Origin of the sequence: Microbacterium sp. ARD32 (assembly GCF_031844385.1) — a bacterium.
GTDB lineage: Bacteria > Actinomycetota > Actinomycetes > Actinomycetales > Microbacteriaceae > Microbacterium.
Window position 1 is genome coordinate 674,099 of the sequence record NZ_JAUZVD010000001.1, and the last position, 16,276, is coordinate 690,374.

Genomic DNA, 16,276 nt, shown 5'->3' on the forward strand with positions numbered 1-16,276 from the left:
GGGCGCAGCGGGGGCTCATACGTAGAATTGGACGATGAGCGACAACCCCGCACCGAGGTTCCGCAATCCGTTCCGCCACCACCCGCCCGTGACCGACCGGACGATCACGACCGAGGTCGACGAGGCCGTGCCCAAGCCGCTGAGGGTCACCGCCGCCTACTCGTGGCGCCTGCTGGTGATCGCCGGTGCCATCGCCCTGTTCATCTGGCTGGTCATGCTGCTGAAGGCGCTGGTCATCCCGCTGATGGTCGGCATCCTCATCACGGCACTGCTCTGGCCGGCGTTCCAGCTGATGCTGCGGGCGCGGTTCCCGCGCTGGCTGGCGATCGCCGTGAGCCTGATCGGCACGATCGGCATCGTCACCGGGCTGCTGTGGCTGGTCGTCTGGCAGGTGCGCGAGCAGTGGAAGGACGTCCAGGAGAAGACCGCTCTGGCCGTTGCGCAGTTCAAGGACGTGCTGCTGGACAGCCCGCTGCACCTGACCGCGGGCGACATCGACGCGTACATCGCCCAGCTGCAGACGCTGATCACCGAGCAGCAGGACTGGCTGCTCAGCGCGGCCGGCGCGGTCACGGGCACCGCGGCCGAGGTGGTCACGGGCGCTCTGCTGTCGCTGTTCATCCTGATCTGCCTGCTCGCCGACGGCGGCGGCATCTGGAAGTGGACGCTGCGCCTGTTCCCGCGCACGGCGCGCCCCGCCGTGGATGCCGCGGCCCGCAACGGCTGGGACACCGTGATCAACTACGCACGCACGCAGATGCTCGTGGCCGCCATCGATGCGGTCGGCATCGGCATCGGCGCCGTCGCGCTGGGCGTGCCGATGGCGATCCCTGTCGCGGTGCTGGTGTTCCTGGGCTCGTTCATCCCGATCGTCGGTGCAGTGGTGACCGGCGCGGTGGCGGTGTTCCTCGCACTGGTCTACAACGGCATCTGGATCGCGATCGCGATGCTGGGCGTGGTGCTGCTCGTGCAGCAGCTGGAGGGCCACATCCTGCAGCCGATCCTGATGGGATCGGCGGTCAAGGTGCACCCCCTCGCCGTCGTGCTGGTGGTCGCGGGAGGCGCGATGATCGCACGTATCCCCGGCGCCCTGTTCGCGGTTCCGCTCGCGGCCTTCATCAACGTGGCGGCGGTGACCATCAGCACCGGCGCCTGGCGGACGGGCGAGGAGCCCGCCGCCGATCTCATCTGGAGCACAGTACCGCGTGAGCGGACGAGGAGGAATCGATGACCGAGGTCCCGAGCCTGGCGGAGTTCTCAGCCGCCGCGGAGAGTCTTGCCGGGGTGATCTCGCACACGCCCACCGAGCTGTCGCGCGCCCTGAGCGACATTCTCGGATCGCCGGTGCTGCTCAAGATGGAGAACCTGCAGCGCACGGGCTCGTTCAAGATCCGCGGCGCGACCTACCGGCTCGCGCAGCTCACCGACGACGAGCGCGCACGTGGCGTCGTGGCGGCGTCGGCCGGCAACCACGCACAGGGGGTGGCGCTGGCCGCCCAGTCGCTGGGCATCCCGGCCACCATCTTCATGCCGCTGGGCGTGCCGGTTCCCAAGCTGCTGGCGACCCGCGGATACGGCGCCGAGGTGGTGCTGGAGGGCGAGACCGTGGCGACGTCGCTGCGGCTCGCGGCGGAGTTCGCCGAGCGCACCGGGGCCGTGCTGATCCCGCCGTTCGACCACCGCGACGTCATCATCGGCCAGGGCACCCTCGGGCTGGAGATCATCGCGGACGTGCCGGACGTGGACACCGTGGTGATGGGCATCGGCGGCGGGGGACTGATCGCCGGAGTCGCCGCGGCCATCAAGCAGGCCGCGGCCGAGGCCGGACGCACGGTGCGCGTGATCGGCGTGCAGTCCGAGAACGCAGCCGCCATGCCGCCGTCGCTGCAGGCCGGGCATCCGGTCGAGATCACCACCCTTCCCACCATCGCCGACGGCATCCTGGTGGCGCGTCCGGGGCAGGTTCCGTTCGAGATCATCCGCGATCTCGTGGACGACGTTGTCACCGTCTCCGAGGACGACATCGCCCGCGCCCTGCTCGTGCTGCTCGAGCACGCCAAGGTCGTCGTGGAGCCGGCCGGCGCGGTCGGCGTCGCGGCGATCCTCGCAGGCAAGGTGAAGAGCACCGGCACGACGGTCCCGATCCTCTCCGGCGGCAACATCGATCCCATGCTGCTGCAGCGGGTCGTCTCGCACGGGCTGGCAGCCTCCGGGCGCTACGCGACCGTGCGCGTGCCGCTGCCCGATCGCCCGGGACAGCTCGCAAAGGTCTCCGAGATCCTCGCGCAGGTCGGTGCGAACGTCATGGAGGTGCTGCACACCCGGCACGGGCACGGGCTGCAGATCAGCGAGATGATCCTGCAGCTGTCGATCGAGACCCGCGGCCCGGAGCACACGCAGCTCGCGCTGGACTCGCTGCGCGCCGCCGGGTTCGACCCCGTGGTGGTCGAGGACTGATCCCCGCGCCCACTCGACGCATCGCTTCGCGCTGCGCCGAGCCTGCTGGCGTGGCCCCTGGTGAGCGCCCGTATGGAGACGAGATCGTCAGGGCGCACAGCAGAAGGCGGGATGCCCGATCCGGGCATCCCGCCTTCTGCGGCACCGGCAGCGCTCAGCCGGCGTAGGTCTCGACGCCGGTGATCTCCACGGAGATCGCGCGTCCGTTGGGCGCCTCGTAGCTGGCCTTCTCGCCGACCTTCAGACCGAGGATCGCCTTGCCCAACGGGCTCGCCTCGCTGTAGACGTCCAGATCGCCGCCGGCCGAGATCTCGCGGCTCCCGAGCAGGAACACCTCTTCGTCGCCGGCCACGATCGCGGTGACCACCGTGCCGGGCTCCACGATGCCGCGGCTGGTGGGGGCCGCGCCGACCTTCGCGGTCTTCAGTAGCTGCTGCAGTGTGGCGATGCGCGCCTCCTGCTTGCCCTGCTCGTCCTTGGCCGCGTGGTAGCCGCCGTTCTCCTTGAGGTCGCCCTCTTCGCGTGCGGCTTCGATGCGCGCCGCGATCTCGTCGCGACCCACGGTGGAGAGGCGTTCGAGCTCGTCGACCAGCCGATCGTAGGCCTCCTGCGTGAGGAACGGAACCTGAGCGTCTGTGGACACAGCGTGCTCCTTCGGTGTGGGCCCCTTCAGGGGCTGAGGGATCCGGGCCGTCTGCTGCGGACCGGGGGGATATGCCAAGACGCCCCGGCGTAGGCCGGGGCGTCGGTCGTCTTGCGGACGAGTCTAAGCGACCCAGCAGGACTTCACCAAACCGGTGGTCGCGGCTGCGACCGTCGGAATGCGCACGTCCATCACCGAGGTGTGGTCCTGACTCGCGGGGATCTCGAGCACCTTCCAGCCCACCACGCCGAACTCCTTGTCGAGCGCCTGCACCACGCACACGACGCCGGATCCGCGCGGCGCGGTGTACTGGAAGCGCAGGTCGACGCTGTGCTCGTCGGTCAGCGTGAAGCCGACGTCGTCGGCGCTGACCGCGCTCAGCTGGCTCGTCACCGTCATCCATCCGAACGCGCCCACGGCCAGCACCGCGAGCGCGCCGGCGACGATCCAGGGCAGTCGCCGTCGGCCGGTACGGCCGTAGCGCTCATCCAGTTCGCGTGCGGTGGTCACGGGTCTCTCTGTTCTTCGGGAGGTCGGGTCGGCCGATAGGCTGATACTCCCAGGTTATGCGACCTGAGAGGAAAGGCGCCCCATGATGCTGCTCGGCGAGAACACCCCGATGCCGACGCCGACGTCGACCGTCCCGCCCGAGCTCGTGACGCCGGGTTTCGCGGGGTTCGCCGTCGTGATCGTGGTCGTCGCCGCCGTCGTGCTGCTGATCTGGGACATGAATCGTCGCATCCGAAGGGTGCGCTACCGCGAAGAGGTGCGTGAAGAGCTGGATGCCGAGCAGGCCGCGGCCGCGGCATCCGATTCCGCGCCGGGAGCCGGGACGGATGCCGAACGCGGGACGGATGCCGATGGTGAGACCGGCACGGGCGACGCCGACCCGGGGAGCGCGAAGCGCTGAGCCGACGGCGGCGTCCTCAGACGCCGACGCGCTCGAAGGCGTCCTGGCTGATCCCCTGATCCAGGATGCGCCGAGCCCACTCCTTCGCGCTGTGCAGGCTGTGGTCGCGGTAGTTGCCGCACTCCACGGCCGAGACGCCGGGCACGTCGCTCCACTGGGCGGGACCGGCGATGAACTCCAGCCCAGCGCGCACCGCAGCCACCACGTCGGCGACGGCGGGCTCGCCCCACATGATCAGGTGGAAGCCGGTGCGGCATCCGAACGGCGAGAAGTCGATGACGCCGTCGATCTCGTCGCGCAGCACGCTGGCCATGGTGTGCTCGATGGTGTGCAGTCCGGCGGTGGGGATCTCGCCCTCGTTGGGCTGCACGAAGCGCACGTCGAAGTTCGAGATCGCATCGCCCTTCGGGCCGTGGTCGACGCCGATCAGGCGCACGTACGGGGCCTTGACGGCGGTGTGGTCCAGGGTGAAGCTCTCGACATCGGCCATGGTGGTCCTCCAGATCGTCTGCGCTGTCAGGATGCCATGCGAGGCTGTGCGCCGAGCCGCGGATGACGGCCGGTTTCAGCCCGCCAGGCCGAGTGAGGGCGCGTGCGGAGCGAGCGAGATCAGCAGGCACGCCGCCCAGTGGCACAGGAACGCGAGCACCGTGCACACATGGAAGATCTCGTGGAAGCCGAAGTGCCCTGGCCACGGGTTCGGCTTCTTCATCGCGTAGATGACGGCGCCCACCGTGTACAGCACGCCGCCCACGCACACGAGCACCATCATGGCGACGTTCGCGTTGACCAGATCGACCATGTACATCACGGCCGCCCACCCCAGCACCAGGTACAGCGCGACGTAGAGCCAGCGCGGCGCGTTGATCCAGAACACGCGGAACAGGATGCCCAGCAGTGCGCCGCCCCACACCAGGAACAGCAGCAGCCGTCCCTTCTCGGGTGCCAGCGCCAGCACCGCGATGGGGGTGTAGGTGCCGGCGATGAGCAGCAGGATGTTGGCGTGGTCGATGCGCTTGAGCACGGCCTTGGTCTTGGGGCCCCAGTCGAACCGGTGGTACACGGCGGAGTTGCCGAACAGCAGCAGTGAGGTGGCCATGAACACCGCGGCGGCCCACTTCGCCGGCGCACCCTGGGCGAGCACGATGAGCACCACGCCCGCGGCGATCGCCACCGGGAAGGTGCCCGCGTGGATCCACCCTCGCCAACTGGGTTTGATCTCGACGACGGCGTCCTTCTTCGCCGCGTCGAGCAGCGGCAGCTGCGGAACATCTGGACGTCGTGCGGCTCGGGTGCTCACCCCGCCCACTCTAGGCTCGGTCGCATGCCGTGTGCAGTACATATCCTGTGCGGGCCGGTGCGCGGGCGGCGGGCGCGGTAGCGTGGGAAGCGTGAGTGCGCGCGAGAGCTCGGGGCGGGGACCCCTCTATCGGCTCTACGGAAACCGGCTGCGACGCCGGATCGATCCGGCGACCGTGCCCCATCACGTCGCGATGATGATCGACGGGAATCGGCGCTGGGCGCGCCAGCTCGGCTACGAGTCCGCCGCCGACGGACACCGTGCCGGCGCCGCCAAGATGCGCGAGTTCCTGGGCTGGTGCGACGAGCTCGGCGTGAGCGTGGTCTCGCTGTACCTGCTCTCGGCCGACAACCTGACCAAGCGCGATTCGAAGGAGATCGGCGACCTCATCGAGATCATCGCGGAGCTCGCCGACACGCTCTCCCAGCACGGCGACTGGCGGGTGCAGCAGGTGGGACGGTCCGACATCCTGCCGCCCGAGCTGTCCCGGGTGCTGGCGGATGCCACCGAGCGCACCCGCGAGCACACCGGGCTGCACGTGAATCTGGCCGTCGGCTACGGCGGGCGCAATGAGATCGTCGACGCGGTGCGCAGCATCATCGCACAGCACAACGCCTCCGGCGGCACGCTCGAGGACCTTGCGGCGCGGCTCACCCCCGAGATGATCGGCGAGCACCTGTACACCGGCGGCCAGCCCGACCCCGATCTGGTGATCCGCACCAGCGGCGAGCAGCGGCTGAGCGACTTCCTGCTGTGGCAGAGCGCGCACAGCGAGTTCTACTTCGTCGAGGCCCTCGGTCCCGACCTGCGCCGGGTCGACTTCCTGCGAGCGATCCGGGACTATGCCGACAGGGATCGGCGTTTCGGTCGCTGACCACGTGCGCGAGACTGGAGTCATGAGCGCTCTGGAGGAGTACATCGCGTCATTCGCAGGCGAGACCGGCTACCTGAACTGGGCGGCATTCGGACCGCTCTCGCCAGAGGTGCGCACGAGCATGCACGAAGCCGTCGAGGTGATCGGCGGGTACGACCCTCGCGAGCATCTGGCGGTCAACACGAACACCGACAGGGCCGCCGAGCTGGTCGCCGAGCTGCTGGGCGTGGGCCGTTCCGAGGTCGTGCTGCGGCCGAGTTCGACGGACGCCCTGCAGCACGCCTTCACCGGGCTCGACGGCGCCGTGATCGCCGGTGCCGGGGAGTTCCCCAGCATCAGCCTCACGCTGCAGCGGGCCTCCGCCGCGTCATCCGGAGCGGTCTCACCGCGCTGGATCGACCCTGTCGACGGTCGTGTGACGACGGACGCCGTCGCAGAGGCGCTGGACGACGACGTCACGGCCGTGGCGGTCAGTCACGTCGACTACCGCACCGGGTACCGCGCCGACCTGCCGGCGCTGCGTGATCTGCTGGGACCTGATCGGCTTCTGATCGTGGACGCGGTGCAGTCCTTCGGCGTCGTCGACGAGGACTGGACAGCGGCCGATGTGATCGCGGGTCACGGCTACAAGTGGCTGCGCGCGGGCCGCGGCACCGGCTTCGCGCGGTTCTCGCCACGGGCATCCGAGTGCATCCGGCCGGTGCTCAGCGGGATCACCGGCATCGCATCCGACGGACCGTTCACAGGAGCGGTCCCGCCGCCGGCATCCGGTGCGCGCGCGTACAGCACGAGCGTGCCCGACCATCTGGCGGCGGTGCGCCTCGCCACCGCGCTGGACGAGGTGCGGCGGGCCGGCGTGGCGACGATCGCGGAGCGGGTGACGCGCAACGTCGACGAGATGCTCGCGGCCGTGGAACGCCACGGCATCCCGGTCGGCACCCCGCAGGACCCCGTCCGGCGGGCCGGCATCCTTTCGCTGACGCCGGCCGATCCCGAAGGCCTGGGAAGAGCGCTGTCCGATGCCGGGCTGTCGGTCACCTCGCGCGGGGGAGCAGTGCGCGTCGCCGCGCACGCGGGCACAGGTGCGGAGACGCTGCGGATGCTGGAGGACGGGCTGACAGCGTCCGGCAACCGAACGTTCACCCTCTGACGACGACGCGCCCGCGTGTCGATCGCGGCACTTCGATCATCGGGTCGTACGGTCAAGGCATCGGGCACCGTGCCCGATCGAGTCGGCCTCCAGGATCGCGACTCGTGGCCCTCGGTCGACTCGCAGCAGAGCCGGGATCATCCCGGGTTGGAGTGGATCGTGACCACACGTTCAGCGCAGCAGCAGTCCACCCGCAAGGCAGCCGCAACCGGAGCCGTGTCACACGATGACACGGCTCTTCGCACCTATGTGCTCGACACCTCGGTGCTGCTCAGCGACCCGCAGGCCCTCTTCCGCTTCGCGGAGCACTCGATCGTCCTGCCGGTCGTGGTGATCACCGAGCTCGAGGCCAAGCGGCACGATCCCGAACTCGGGTACTTCGCCCGGCGTGCGCTGCGGCACCTGGACGACCTGCGCATCGAGCACGGGCGGCTCGACTTCCCCGTCGAGGTGGGGGAGGGCGGCACGCTGCGGGTCGAGCTCGGTGCGACCGACCTCTCGATCCTCCCCGCCGGCATCCGCCTGAGCGACAACGACAGCCGCATCCTCGCCACCGCCGCCCAGCTGGCGCAGGACGGGCAGGCGGTGACGATCGTCTCGAAGGATCTGCCGATGCGGGTCAAGGCCGCCTCTCTGGGGCTGCAGGCCGAGGAGTACCTCGCCGAGCAGGCGATCGATTCCGGCTGGACCGGGATCGCGCCGCTCGACCTGTCGGGCGATGACATGAGCGATCTCTACGAGGCCGAGGTGGGGCTCAGCGACGCCGTGCGCGGGATGCCGCTGAACACCGGGCTGATCATCCACTCCGAGCGCGGCTCGGCGCTGGGCCGCGTCGTGGGCGATGGCGAGTACCGGCTGGTGCGCGGCGACCGCGAGGTGTTCGGGCTGCATGGGCGCTCGGCCGAGCAGCGCATCGCGATCGACCTGCTGCTCGACCCCGACGTGGGGATCGTGTCGCTGGGCGGACGCGCCGGCACCGGCAAGTCGGCGCTGGCGCTGTGCGCGGGCCTGGAGGCGGTGCTGGAGCGTCAGCAGCAGAAGAAGATCATCGTCTTCCGTCCGCTGTTCGCCGTCGGCGGTCAGGAGCTCGGCTACCTGCCCGGCGACCGCGAGGAGAAGATGAATCCCTGGGGGCAGGCGGTGTTCGACACACTCGGCTCTGTCGTCTCCGGAAACGTCCTCGAAGAGGTCGTGGAGCGCGGGATGCTGGAGGTGCTGCCGCTCACGCACATCCGCGGCCGCTCGCTGCACGACGCCTTCGTGATCGTGGACGAGGCGCAGTCGCTGGAGCGCAACGTGCTGCTGACCGTGCTCAGCCGGATGGGGCAGAACTCCCGCGTCGTGCTCACCCACGACGTGGGCCAGCGCGACAACCTGCGGGTGGGGCGGCACGACGGCATCGCGAGTGTGATCGAGACGCTGAAGGGCCACGACCTGTTCGGCCACGTCACCCTGACCCGCTCCGAGCGCTCGGCGATCGCGGCCCTGGTGACGGAGCTGCTGGAGGGCGGGGAGATCAGCTGACGGCATCCGGCCGCGCCGAGCTCGGGGCCGTTGATGGGGTACACCTGCACGACCCGGGAACGGATGCACGATCAGATCACCGACTCGGTCGTGCAAGTGTTCCCGCGTCGTGCATCTGTACCGGGCTATGCGCGCGCGTACGCGCGCCGAAGCGCGGCGAGGATCGCAGGTTGCACGCTCTCCCAGTCGTAGATGATCTGGGCATAGTCGAAACGCAGCGACTCATAGCCCAGGGCGGATGCCGCAGCATCGCGAACCAGGTCCTTGTGACGCTTCACAGGTCCGTCGTGGTTCTCCTTGCCGTCCACCTCGATGATCAGACGGCCTCCGGCGACGAAGTCGACAAGGCCAACACCGTCGATGTCCACCTGTCGCCGGAGTTCGATACCCAGCAGGTGGAGGCGCAGCCGAAGCAGCGATTCCAGACCGCTGTCGGCGTCGGGGCGCGCCAAGTCCACGAGCCAGCGTGCGGACTCGGGCATGGCGGCGCGGATGCGAAGACGAGCAGCCTTCGAGACCTTGCGCCTGCGCCATGCGGACTCGAAGGCAGCGAAGAACGCCTCCTCCCCGGTGCAGAAGAACACGTGGACGAGCGCGGTCTCCACCGACGCCACACCGAACCGGGTGGGACCGCCGAAGAAGTGGGTCACGCAATCGCACTTCGGATGCGGATGCCTGCGGCCGTTGGCACCCAGCCAGACGTGCGGGTCGGGCTCCTCCGACATCGTCCAGATACCGTGCAGCTTCAGCGCCGCCTCGCATGTCAGCATCCCGCCGTGCTCAGCGGCGCGCACCACCTGCGAGTTCGTATCGTTCGAGGCGAAGACGCCGGGGCGAACGCGCTGTATGGAGCCGGCAGCTGCGTGGGCTGCGAGCGCCTTGCGCGAGATACCATGCTTCTGCAGCATCCGGCCTCTCGCGATGCCACCGGCGCGTCTGATGAGGACTGAGGGATCGAGCATCCCCTTACCCTGCCTCTTCGCTGGCGCGTGGCATCCCGGAATTCCGCGACCTGTGAATAACTCGCCGCGAGTCGCGAACTGTGCAGGGCGAATGTGTCGGGTACAGATGCACGACCCGGGAACGGAAGCACGATCAGATCAGCGGATCGGTCGTGCAAGTGTTCCCGGGTCGTGCAAGTGTGCCCGGCCAGCCGCGAGAACCGGTCACGCCCCGGCAGGCGTCAGCCCGGGTGGGTCATGCTCAGCAGGTCGAGCTTCTCGTCGAGCTGCGCCTCGGTGATCTCGCCGCGCTCGACGTAGCCCAGGTCGATCACCGCGTCGCGCACTGTGATGCCCTTGGCGACGGCGTGCTTGGCGATCTTCGCGGCCGCCTCGTAGCCGATGACCTTGTTCAGCGGGGTCACGGTCGACGGGCTCATGCCGGCCAGCGCCGCGGCCCGCTCGACGTTGGCCTCCAGGCCGTCGACGGTCTTGTCGGCCAGCACGCGGGTGGCGTTGGCGAGCAGACGGATCGACTCGAGCAGGGCGGTGCCCATCACGGGGATGGCGACGTTCAGCTCGAACGCGCCGGATGCTCCGCCCCAGGCGACGGTGGCGTCGTTGCCGATCACGCGGGCGCAGACCATCAGCACGGCCTCGGGAATGACCGGGTTGACCTTGCCGGGCATGATCGACGACCCCGGCTGCAGGTCGGGCAGGTGGATCTCGGCCAGGCCGGTGTTGGGGCCAGAGCCCATCCAGCGCAGGTCGTTGTTGATCTTCGTCAGCGACACGGCGATCGTGCGCAGGGCGCCGGATGCCTCGACCAGGCCGTCACGGTTGGCCTGAGCCTCGAAGTGGTCCTTGGCCTCGGTGATCGGCAGCTCGGTCTCGGCAGCCAGGAGGGCGATGACCTTCTGCGGGAAGCCGAGCGGGGTGTTGATGCCGGTGCCCACCGCGGTGCCGCCCAGCGGAACCTCGGCGACCCGCGGGAGCGCCGCCTGCACGCGCTCGATGCCAAGACGCATCTGACGGGCGTAGCCGCCGAACTCCTGACCGAGAGTGACGGGGGTGGCATCCATCAGGTGCGTGCGACCGGACTTGACGACGCTCTTCCAGGCATCCGCCTTCGCCTCGAACGCGACCGCCAGGTGGTCGAGAGCGGGGATGAGGTCGTCGATCAGCGCCTGGGTGACGGCGACGTGCACCGAGGTCGGGAACACATCGTTCGACGACTGCGACGCGTTGACGTGGTCGTTCGGGTGCACCGCGGAGCCGAGAACGCGGGATGCCAGCGTGGCGAGCACCTCGTTCATGTTCATGTTCGACGAGGTGCCCGAGCCGGTCTGGTACGTGTCGATCGGGAACTCGCCGTCGTGCGCGCCCGAGGCGACCTCGTCGGCGGCCTGGGCGATAGCATCCGCGATGGCGCCGTCGAGCGTGCCGAGCTCCTTGTTCGCGAGCGCCGCCGCCTTCTTGATGCGCGCCAGGGCTGCGATCTGCGCGGGCTCGAGGCCCTTGCCGGAGATGGGGAAGTTCTCCACCGCGCGCTGGGTCTGCGCGCTGTAGAGCGCGTTCACCGGGACGCGCACCTCGCCCATGGTGTCGTGCTCGATGCGGAACTGCGTGTCGTCGCCGCTGTGCTGGTTCTCAGTCACTTCTGCTCCTTCGAGAGTGAGGGGATGTCGGAGTCGGCCAGGCCGACCTGCGCGATCGGGACGGCGCTGCCGTCGGTGAGCCGGTACTTGGCGCCGACGATGGCCAGGCGGCCCTCGGCGACGGCGTCGCTGATGATCTCGGACGACTCCATCAGGCCCAGAATGGTGCCGCGCAGATGCTCGCGGCCGACCTCTTCGGGATCGATGTCGTCGACCGAGGTGCCGCCACCGGCCTTGAGCACCTCACGTGCGGCGGGGACGATCGGCGCGATCAGCTTCCAGATCTTCGGCGGGATCGGCTCGGCGTCGATCGCGGTGCCGCGCACGGCGGCGGCGACCGCGCCGCACGAGTCGTGCGCGAGCACGATCAGCAGCGGCACGTCGAGCAGTGCGACGGCGAACTCGATGCTCGCCACGGCGGAGTCGGTCACCATGTGGCCGGCGTTGCGGGTGGTGAACAGGTCGCCGAGTCCCACATCGAAGAGCGTCTCGGCGGCGACTCGCGAGTCGGAGCAGCCCAGGAAGGTGGCGAAGGGGTTCTGCCCGTTCGCGATCTCGGCTCGGCGGTGGGCGTCCTGATTCGGATGCCGGGATGTGCCGGCGACGAAGCGCCGGTTCCCCTCGATCAGCTTGGTCCAGGCCTCGACGGGGGTGAGTGTCGTGGTCATCCGGCCTCCTTCAGGTCGTTCAGTTGTGCGGTGAGTGATTGAGCAAGCTTCTTGGTGGACTCCGCCGAGCGGGAGCCGTACAGCAGGACGTAATCCGACCCGGCCTGGGTGCCCAGCGCGTAGGTGACGTTGGCGGTGCCGCGGTCGCCCATGTCGAACACGTCCCATTCCACGCCGTCGATCCGCTCGGTGCCGTTGGGTGCGAGCCCCCCGGTCACCCGCGGCGCCCAGGTGACGTCGGCGTCGAACGCCTGCCCGAGCTTGACGAAGCCGCGCTCGCGGTCGCCGGCGGGGGCGAGCGTGATGCTCCACACCTTCACGGCCCCGCCCTCGAGCTGTGCCGCGTTGACGCGCCAGAAGTCATCGAGATCGGGCACGATGACGGGGCGCTCCAGGGCGGACGACACGTCGGAGGCGACCGCCGCCACGTCGATGGTCGGCCTCGGGGTCGGCTCGCCGCGCGGGACGGCGAGCACGATGATCACGACCACCGCGACGGTGACGACCAGGGCGGCGATCAGATTGCGGAAGGTCTGGCTCGACCGGTACACGCGGCTGGACTCCGCCTTGCGGTCGGCTGTCTCCTGCGGCGTCTCGGGACGGCCGAGCTCGGCGACGATCCCCGGCTTGCGGCTCATGCGTCGTCTCCGCCGGATGCCGCATCGCGGGCGGCGTCGAGGCGGCACTTCGCGCCGAGCAGCCACTCCTCGCAGCGGGCCGCGAGCGCCTCGCCGCGCTCCCAGAGCGCCAGGGAGTGCTCCAGCGTGGGCGAACCCTGCTCGAGTTCGGCGACGACGCGGACGAGCTCGTCGCGCGCGGCCTCGAACGACAGCGAGTCGACGGGGGAGTCGTTGGACGCAGTCACGGCATCCATCCTACCGGCGGGCGCCGACGCGGCCGTCCCGGGTCAGTCGCCGGGATGACCCTCCCGGGTCAGTCGGCCTCGGGGACCTCTCCCTCGGACCGGGCGCGCAGCGAGCCGCGGTCGACCGTGACCGTCAGCGCGGTGCCGGCCGGCGCGTCCGCCGCATCGCGCACGATGCGTCCGTCGTCCAGGTGCACGATCCCGTATCCCCGCGCGAGGGTGGCGGCGGGGGAGAGGGCGCGCAGGGAGGCGCGCAGCTCGGCGGTGCTGCGCTGAGCGGCATCCAGCCCCCGGGTGAGCGTGTCGCGGCCGCGGGAGGCCAGCAGCCACACCTCCTGCGCGCGGTCGTCGATGATCGGGTCGGGCGTGCGAAGCACGGGGCGGGAGCGCAGCTGCTCGAGCTGGGCGATGTCGTGCGAGACGCGCTGCGTGAGGCGGCCGGTCGCCCGGGCCCGCAGCTGCGCGATCAGCGCGCGCTGCTCGCCCACGTCGGGGACGACGCGCTTGGCGGCATCCGTGGGGGTGGAGGCGCGCAGATCGGCGACGTCGTCCAGCAGCGGGTGGTCGTTCTCGTGCCCGATCGCGCTGACGACGGGGGTGGATGCCGCAGCCACGGCGCGCACGAGTCGCTCGTCGCTGAAGCCCAGCAGGGTCTGCGGGTCGCCGCCGCCGCGGGCGATGATGATCACGTCGACCTCGGGATCGGCATCCAGCCGCTGCAGGGCCGCGAGCGTCTCGGGCACGCAGCGATCTCCCTGCACGGCGACGTGCTCGGTGCGGAAGTGCACCTGCGGCCAGCGCAGCTCGGCATTGCGCAGCACGTCCTTCTCCGCATCCGACCTCTCACCGGTGATGAGGCCGATGCAGCGCGGCAGGAACGGGAGCGGCTTCCTGCGGTTCGGGTCGAACAGTCCCTCGGCGCGCAGCTGAGCCCGCAGCTTCTCGAGCCGCTCGAGCTGGTCGCCCAGGCCGACGTGCTTCATGGCCGAGACGATGAAGCTGAAGTCCCCGCCCTTGACGAAGTAATCGGCCTTCACCGCGGCCACGACGTGGTCGCCGATCGCCAGGTCGGCCGGCACGCGGGCGCGCACGCTGGACCACACCCGGATGGAGATCTGCGCGTCGGATCGCGCGTCCTTCAGGCGACCGAACACGTTGCCGGCCCGCACGTTCCAGGAGGTGATCTCGCCCTCCACCCACACCGTGTTCCACCGTGCGATGAAATCGCGGATCGTGCCGTTCAGGCGGGCGACCGAGGTGGGGGCGTCGGGGGTCGAGTCGCGCGGTGCGACCGAGTCGGGCGGCGGCGGCTCACCGGGGAGCACGGCGGCTGCGAAGACGGTCATGCGTCCATTGTCGCGGATGCCGCCGACACCTGCCGGTTTCGGTCGTTCCGGGCCGCCCGCCCCGTACAGATGTCGGCTCAGATCACGGATGTCAGCCCGTAGCGGCCGTTTCGGCTGACATTCGTGTTCTCGGCTGACATCTGTGCGGAACGTGGGAGCGGGGAGGGATGACGGATGCCGCCGACACGGCCCTTCATCAGGTGCCCTCGGTAGACTCGAGGGTGTGAGCGCAACCATCGTCAGGCTTCCCGACCCGCCGCGTCCGGCGCGTCGTTCCGCCCCGCTGCAGGACCGGCCGGTGGACGGCGCCAAGCGCGTGCTGCTGGCCGCGCCGCGCGGATACTGCGCGGGCGTGGATCGGGCCGTCGTGGCCGTCGAGAAGGCGCTGGAGCGGTACGGCGCACCGGTGTACGTGCGCAAGCAGATCGTGCACAACATCCACGTGGTCACCGAGCTCGAGAAGAAGGGCGCGATCTTCGTCGAGGAGGTCGAGGAGGTGCCCGAGGGCGCTCACGTCGTCTTCAGCGCGCACGGCGTCTCGCCGACGGTCGTGAATGCGGCATCCGACCGGGGTCTGCACGCGATCGACGCGACCTGCCCGCTCGTCACCAAGGTGCACCGCGAGGCGGTGCGCTTCGCGCGCGACGACTTCGAGATCCTGCTGATCGGTCACGACGGGCACGAGGAGGTCGAGGGCACCGCGGGGCACGCGCCCGACCGCGTCACCATCGTGAACAGCCCCGACGAGGCCGACACCGTGCAGGTCGAGGACCCCAGCAAGGTCGTCTGGCTCTCGCAGACCACGCTCTCGGTCGACGAGACGATGGAGACCGTCAACCGGCTGCGCACCCGCTTCCCCGAGCTGCACAATCCGCCGTCGGATGACATCTGCTACGCCACCCAGAACCGTCAGGTGGCGATCAAGAAGGTCGCCAGGGATGCGGATCTGGTGATCGTGGTCGGGTCGGCGAACTCCTCCAACAGCGTCCGTCTGGTGGAGGTCGCCCTGGAGTACGGCGCCAAGGCCGCCTATCGCGTGGACTACGCGCACGAGGTGCGCCAGGAATGGCTCGAGGGCGTGCGCACGGTGGGCGTCACCAGCGGCGCGTCGGTTCCCGAGGTGCTCGTGCGCGAGGTGCTCGAGGATCTCAGCCAGGCCGGCTATGCGGATGTGGAAGAGGTGCGCACCGCCGAGGAGGACCTGATGTTCTCCCTTCCCAAGGAGCTGCGGCAGGATGCCTCGGGCAAGCGCGACGCGCGAGCCCTGGGCGGCCGGTCGGCGCACTGACCGAGCCCACGGCCCGGCGCAAGGCCTGGCCGGCTCACGACGCGGCCGGCTCACGGCCCGGCCCAAGGCGCGCCCGGTAGCGTAGGGGCCATGAGCATGGACCGGCCGCAGTACGGCGAATACGCCTCTCCGGAGGAGCAGCGCGCCCGTGCCGGGCTGCCGCCGCTGGAGCAGACGCCCACGGCATCCGCTCCACCTCCGGCGCCCCCGGCGGCGCTGTCGCCGCGGCACACGCAGCAGCAGGCGCACGTCGCGACGCAGGCGCGGCGCCCGGCAGGGCGGGCGGACCGGCTGATCGCGATGGTGCTGCTGGGGATCGGCCTGGTCAACGTGCTCACCTCGATCCCCGGCTTCCTGCAGCTTTCCGACTCGCTGGATCAGTCGCTGAAGATGCTCGGCGTCGACGCCGACTTCTCCAACTTCCAGGCCGCTCGCGTCTGGGGCGTGATCGCCGTGGTGGCGCTGATGGCCGGTTACGCGACCACGCTGTGGCTGACGGTCCGCCGCATCCGAGCCGGTCGCAGCGCCTGGTGGGTGCCGCTGCTGGGGTTCGTGGCGACCATGGTCCTGGTCTCGGTGTGCATCTCGGTGCCGATGTTCGGTGATCCGGCGTTCGTGTCGAATCTCGGGACGCCGCCCGCCGGGTAGCCTC

18 protein-coding genes are annotated in these 16,276 nt (G+C 70.0%); 8 read left to right on the forward strand and 10 right to left on the reverse strand.

From position 1 onward, the window contains the following. The first annotated feature begins 34 nt into the window (after positions 1-34). Together Q9R19_RS03100 and ilvA are read left to right on the forward strand one after the other, a co-directional pair. Positions 35-1,231, forward strand: a complete 1,197-nt coding sequence (locus tag Q9R19_RS03100; RefSeq protein ID WP_311254877.1) for an AI-2E family transporter — start codon at positions 35-37, stop codon at positions 1,229-1,231. Continuing rightward, positions 1,228-2,457 carry a threonine ammonia-lyase gene (ilvA, locus tag Q9R19_RS03105; protein WP_311254878.1) on the forward strand — a complete coding sequence of 410 codons (1,230 nt, stop codon included), beginning with the start codon at positions 1,228-1,230 and terminating at the stop codon, positions 2,455-2,457. The genes Q9R19_RS03100 and ilvA overlap by 4 nt, the downstream gene beginning before the upstream one ends. Positions 2,458-2,611: 154 nt before the next feature. Here the strand turns inward: ilvA and greA are convergent, their stop codons facing one another. Together greA and Q9R19_RS03115 are read right to left on the reverse strand one after the other, a co-directional pair. Further along, positions 2,612-3,100: a transcription elongation factor GreA gene (gene greA / locus Q9R19_RS03110; protein ID WP_311254879.1), complete on the reverse strand. Its 489-nt coding sequence runs from the start codon at positions 3,098-3,100 to the stop codon at positions 2,612-2,614. 123 nt (positions 3,101-3,223) lie between these two features. Beyond that, positions 3,224-3,610 (reverse strand): DUF4307 domain-containing protein, encoded by a 387-nt coding sequence (locus Q9R19_RS03115; protein WP_311254880.1) that lies wholly within the window; start codon positions 3,608-3,610, stop codon positions 3,224-3,226. An 82-nt stretch (positions 3,611-3,692) separates the two neighbouring features. Between Q9R19_RS03115 and Q9R19_RS03120 the strand changes: the two genes are divergently transcribed. Further along, entirely contained in the window at positions 3,693-4,010 is a 318-nt protein-coding gene (locus Q9R19_RS03120) for a hypothetical protein (RefSeq protein ID WP_311254881.1), read from the forward strand. A 16-nt stretch (positions 4,011-4,026) separates the two neighbouring features. Here the strand turns inward: Q9R19_RS03120 and Q9R19_RS03125 are convergent, their stop codons facing one another. Continuing rightward, positions 4,027-4,500, reverse strand: a complete 474-nt coding sequence (locus tag Q9R19_RS03125) for an S-ribosylhomocysteine lyase (protein WP_311254882.1) — start codon at positions 4,498-4,500, stop codon at positions 4,027-4,029. Positions 4,501-4,575: 75 nt separating this feature from the next. Next, on the reverse strand, positions 4,576-5,310 hold the full coding sequence (locus tag Q9R19_RS03130) for a hemolysin III family protein (RefSeq protein WP_311254883.1): 735 nt from the start codon (positions 5,308-5,310) through the stop codon (positions 4,576-4,578). 91 nt (positions 5,311-5,401) lie between these two features. On the opposite strand from Q9R19_RS03130, the gene Q9R19_RS03135 reads away from it, so the two are divergent. From Q9R19_RS03135 to Q9R19_RS03145, 3 genes are all read left to right on the forward strand, one after another. Beyond that, positions 5,402-6,184: an isoprenyl transferase gene (locus Q9R19_RS03135; protein WP_311254884.1), complete on the forward strand. Its 783-nt coding sequence runs from the start codon at positions 5,402-5,404 to the stop codon at positions 6,182-6,184. 22 nt (positions 6,185-6,206) lie between these two features. Then, positions 6,207-7,334, forward strand: coding sequence for an aminotransferase class V-fold PLP-dependent enzyme (locus Q9R19_RS03140; protein WP_311254885.1), 1,128 nt, complete (start codon positions 6,207-6,209; stop codon positions 7,332-7,334). Between the two features lie 216 nt (positions 7,335-7,550). Continuing rightward, entirely contained in the window at positions 7,551-8,858 is a 1,308-nt protein-coding gene (locus Q9R19_RS03145; RefSeq protein WP_311255857.1) for a PhoH family protein, read from the forward strand. Between the two features lie 125 nt (positions 8,859-8,983). Here Q9R19_RS03145 and Q9R19_RS03150 read toward each other — a convergent pair whose 3' ends face one another. From Q9R19_RS03150 to xseA, 6 genes are all read right to left on the reverse strand, one after another. Then, positions 8,984-9,820, reverse strand: a complete 837-nt coding sequence (locus Q9R19_RS03150) for an endonuclease domain-containing protein (RefSeq protein ID WP_396653440.1) — start codon at positions 9,818-9,820, stop codon at positions 8,984-8,986. Between the two features lie 221 nt (positions 9,821-10,041). Further along, the gene (locus Q9R19_RS03155; protein WP_311254887.1) at positions 10,042-11,457 is read right to left on the reverse strand and encodes a class II fumarate hydratase; all 1,416 of its coding nucleotides are present in this window, start codon (positions 11,455-11,457) and stop codon (positions 10,042-10,044) included. Continuing rightward, on the reverse strand, positions 11,454-12,125 hold the full coding sequence (locus tag Q9R19_RS03160; RefSeq protein ID WP_311254888.1) for a carbonic anhydrase: 672 nt from the start codon (positions 12,123-12,125) through the stop codon (positions 11,454-11,456). The genes Q9R19_RS03155 and Q9R19_RS03160 overlap by 4 nt, the downstream gene beginning before the upstream one ends. Then, positions 12,122-12,763 carry a DUF4245 family protein gene (locus Q9R19_RS03165; RefSeq protein WP_311254889.1) on the reverse strand — a complete coding sequence of 214 codons (642 nt, stop codon included), beginning with the start codon at positions 12,761-12,763 and terminating at the stop codon, positions 12,122-12,124. Before Q9R19_RS03165 ends, Q9R19_RS03160 begins: the two co-directional genes overlap by 4 nt. Then, positions 12,760-12,999 carry an exodeoxyribonuclease VII small subunit gene (locus tag Q9R19_RS03170; RefSeq protein WP_311254890.1) on the reverse strand — a complete coding sequence of 80 codons (240 nt, stop codon included), beginning with the start codon at positions 12,997-12,999 and terminating at the stop codon, positions 12,760-12,762. Before Q9R19_RS03170 ends, Q9R19_RS03165 begins: the two co-directional genes overlap by 4 nt. A gap of 59 nt (positions 13,000-13,058) precedes the next feature. Next, positions 13,059-14,336: an exodeoxyribonuclease VII large subunit gene (gene xseA, locus Q9R19_RS03175; RefSeq protein WP_311254891.1), complete on the reverse strand. Its 1,278-nt coding sequence runs from the start codon at positions 14,334-14,336 to the stop codon at positions 13,059-13,061. Positions 14,337-14,559: 223 nt separating this feature from the next. Here xseA and Q9R19_RS03180 point away from each other — a divergent pair, with 223 nt between their 5' ends. Together Q9R19_RS03180 and Q9R19_RS03185 are read left to right on the forward strand one after the other, a co-directional pair. After that, a complete protein-coding gene (locus Q9R19_RS03180; protein WP_396653441.1) occupies positions 14,560-15,624 on the forward strand; it encodes a 4-hydroxy-3-methylbut-2-enyl diphosphate reductase in 1,065 nt (354 codons plus the stop codon). A 90-nt stretch (positions 15,625-15,714) separates the two neighbouring features. After that, a complete protein-coding gene (locus tag Q9R19_RS03185; protein ID WP_311254892.1) occupies positions 15,715-16,272 on the forward strand; it encodes a DUF6264 family protein in 558 nt (185 codons plus the stop codon). Positions 16,273-16,276 lie beyond the last annotated feature (4 nt).

What these genes read in the sequence shown, in the direction of transcription:
- Q9R19_RS03185 (WP_311254892.1), top strand. Translation starts at nt 15,715, where the DNA reads ATGAGCATGGACCGGCCGCAGTACGGCGAATACGCCTCTCCGGAGGAG.
- Q9R19_RS03150 (WP_396653440.1), bottom strand. Translation starts at nt 9,820, where the DNA reads ATGCTCGATCCCTCAGTCCTCATCAGACGCGCCGGTGGCATCGCGAGA.
- Q9R19_RS03160 (WP_311254888.1), bottom strand. Translation starts at nt 12,125, where the DNA reads ATGACCACGACACTCACCCCCGTCGAGGCCTGGACCAAGCTGATCGAG.
- Q9R19_RS03100 (WP_311254877.1), top strand. Translation starts at nt 35, where the DNA reads ATGAGCGACAACCCCGCACCGAGGTTCCGCAATCCGTTCCGCCACCAC.
- Q9R19_RS03125 (WP_311254882.1), bottom strand. Translation starts at nt 4,500, where the DNA reads ATGGCCGATGTCGAGAGCTTCACCCTGGACCACACCGCCGTCAAGGCC.
- Q9R19_RS03165 (WP_311254889.1), bottom strand. Translation starts at nt 12,763, where the DNA reads ATGAGCCGCAAGCCGGGGATCGTCGCCGAGCTCGGCCGTCCCGAGACG.
- ilvA (WP_311254878.1), top strand. Translation starts at nt 1,228, where the DNA reads ATGACCGAGGTCCCGAGCCTGGCGGAGTTCTCAGCCGCCGCGGAGAGT.
- xseA (WP_311254891.1), bottom strand. Translation starts at nt 14,336, where the DNA reads ATGACCGTCTTCGCAGCCGCCGTGCTCCCCGGTGAGCCGCCGCCGCCC.
- Q9R19_RS03170 (WP_311254890.1), bottom strand. Translation starts at nt 12,999, where the DNA reads ATGGATGCCGTGACTGCGTCCAACGACTCCCCCGTCGACTCGCTGTCG.
- Q9R19_RS03120 (WP_311254881.1), top strand. Translation starts at nt 3,693, where the DNA reads ATGATGCTGCTCGGCGAGAACACCCCGATGCCGACGCCGACGTCGACC.
- Q9R19_RS03140 (WP_311254885.1), top strand. Translation starts at nt 6,207, where the DNA reads ATGAGCGCTCTGGAGGAGTACATCGCGTCATTCGCAGGCGAGACCGGC.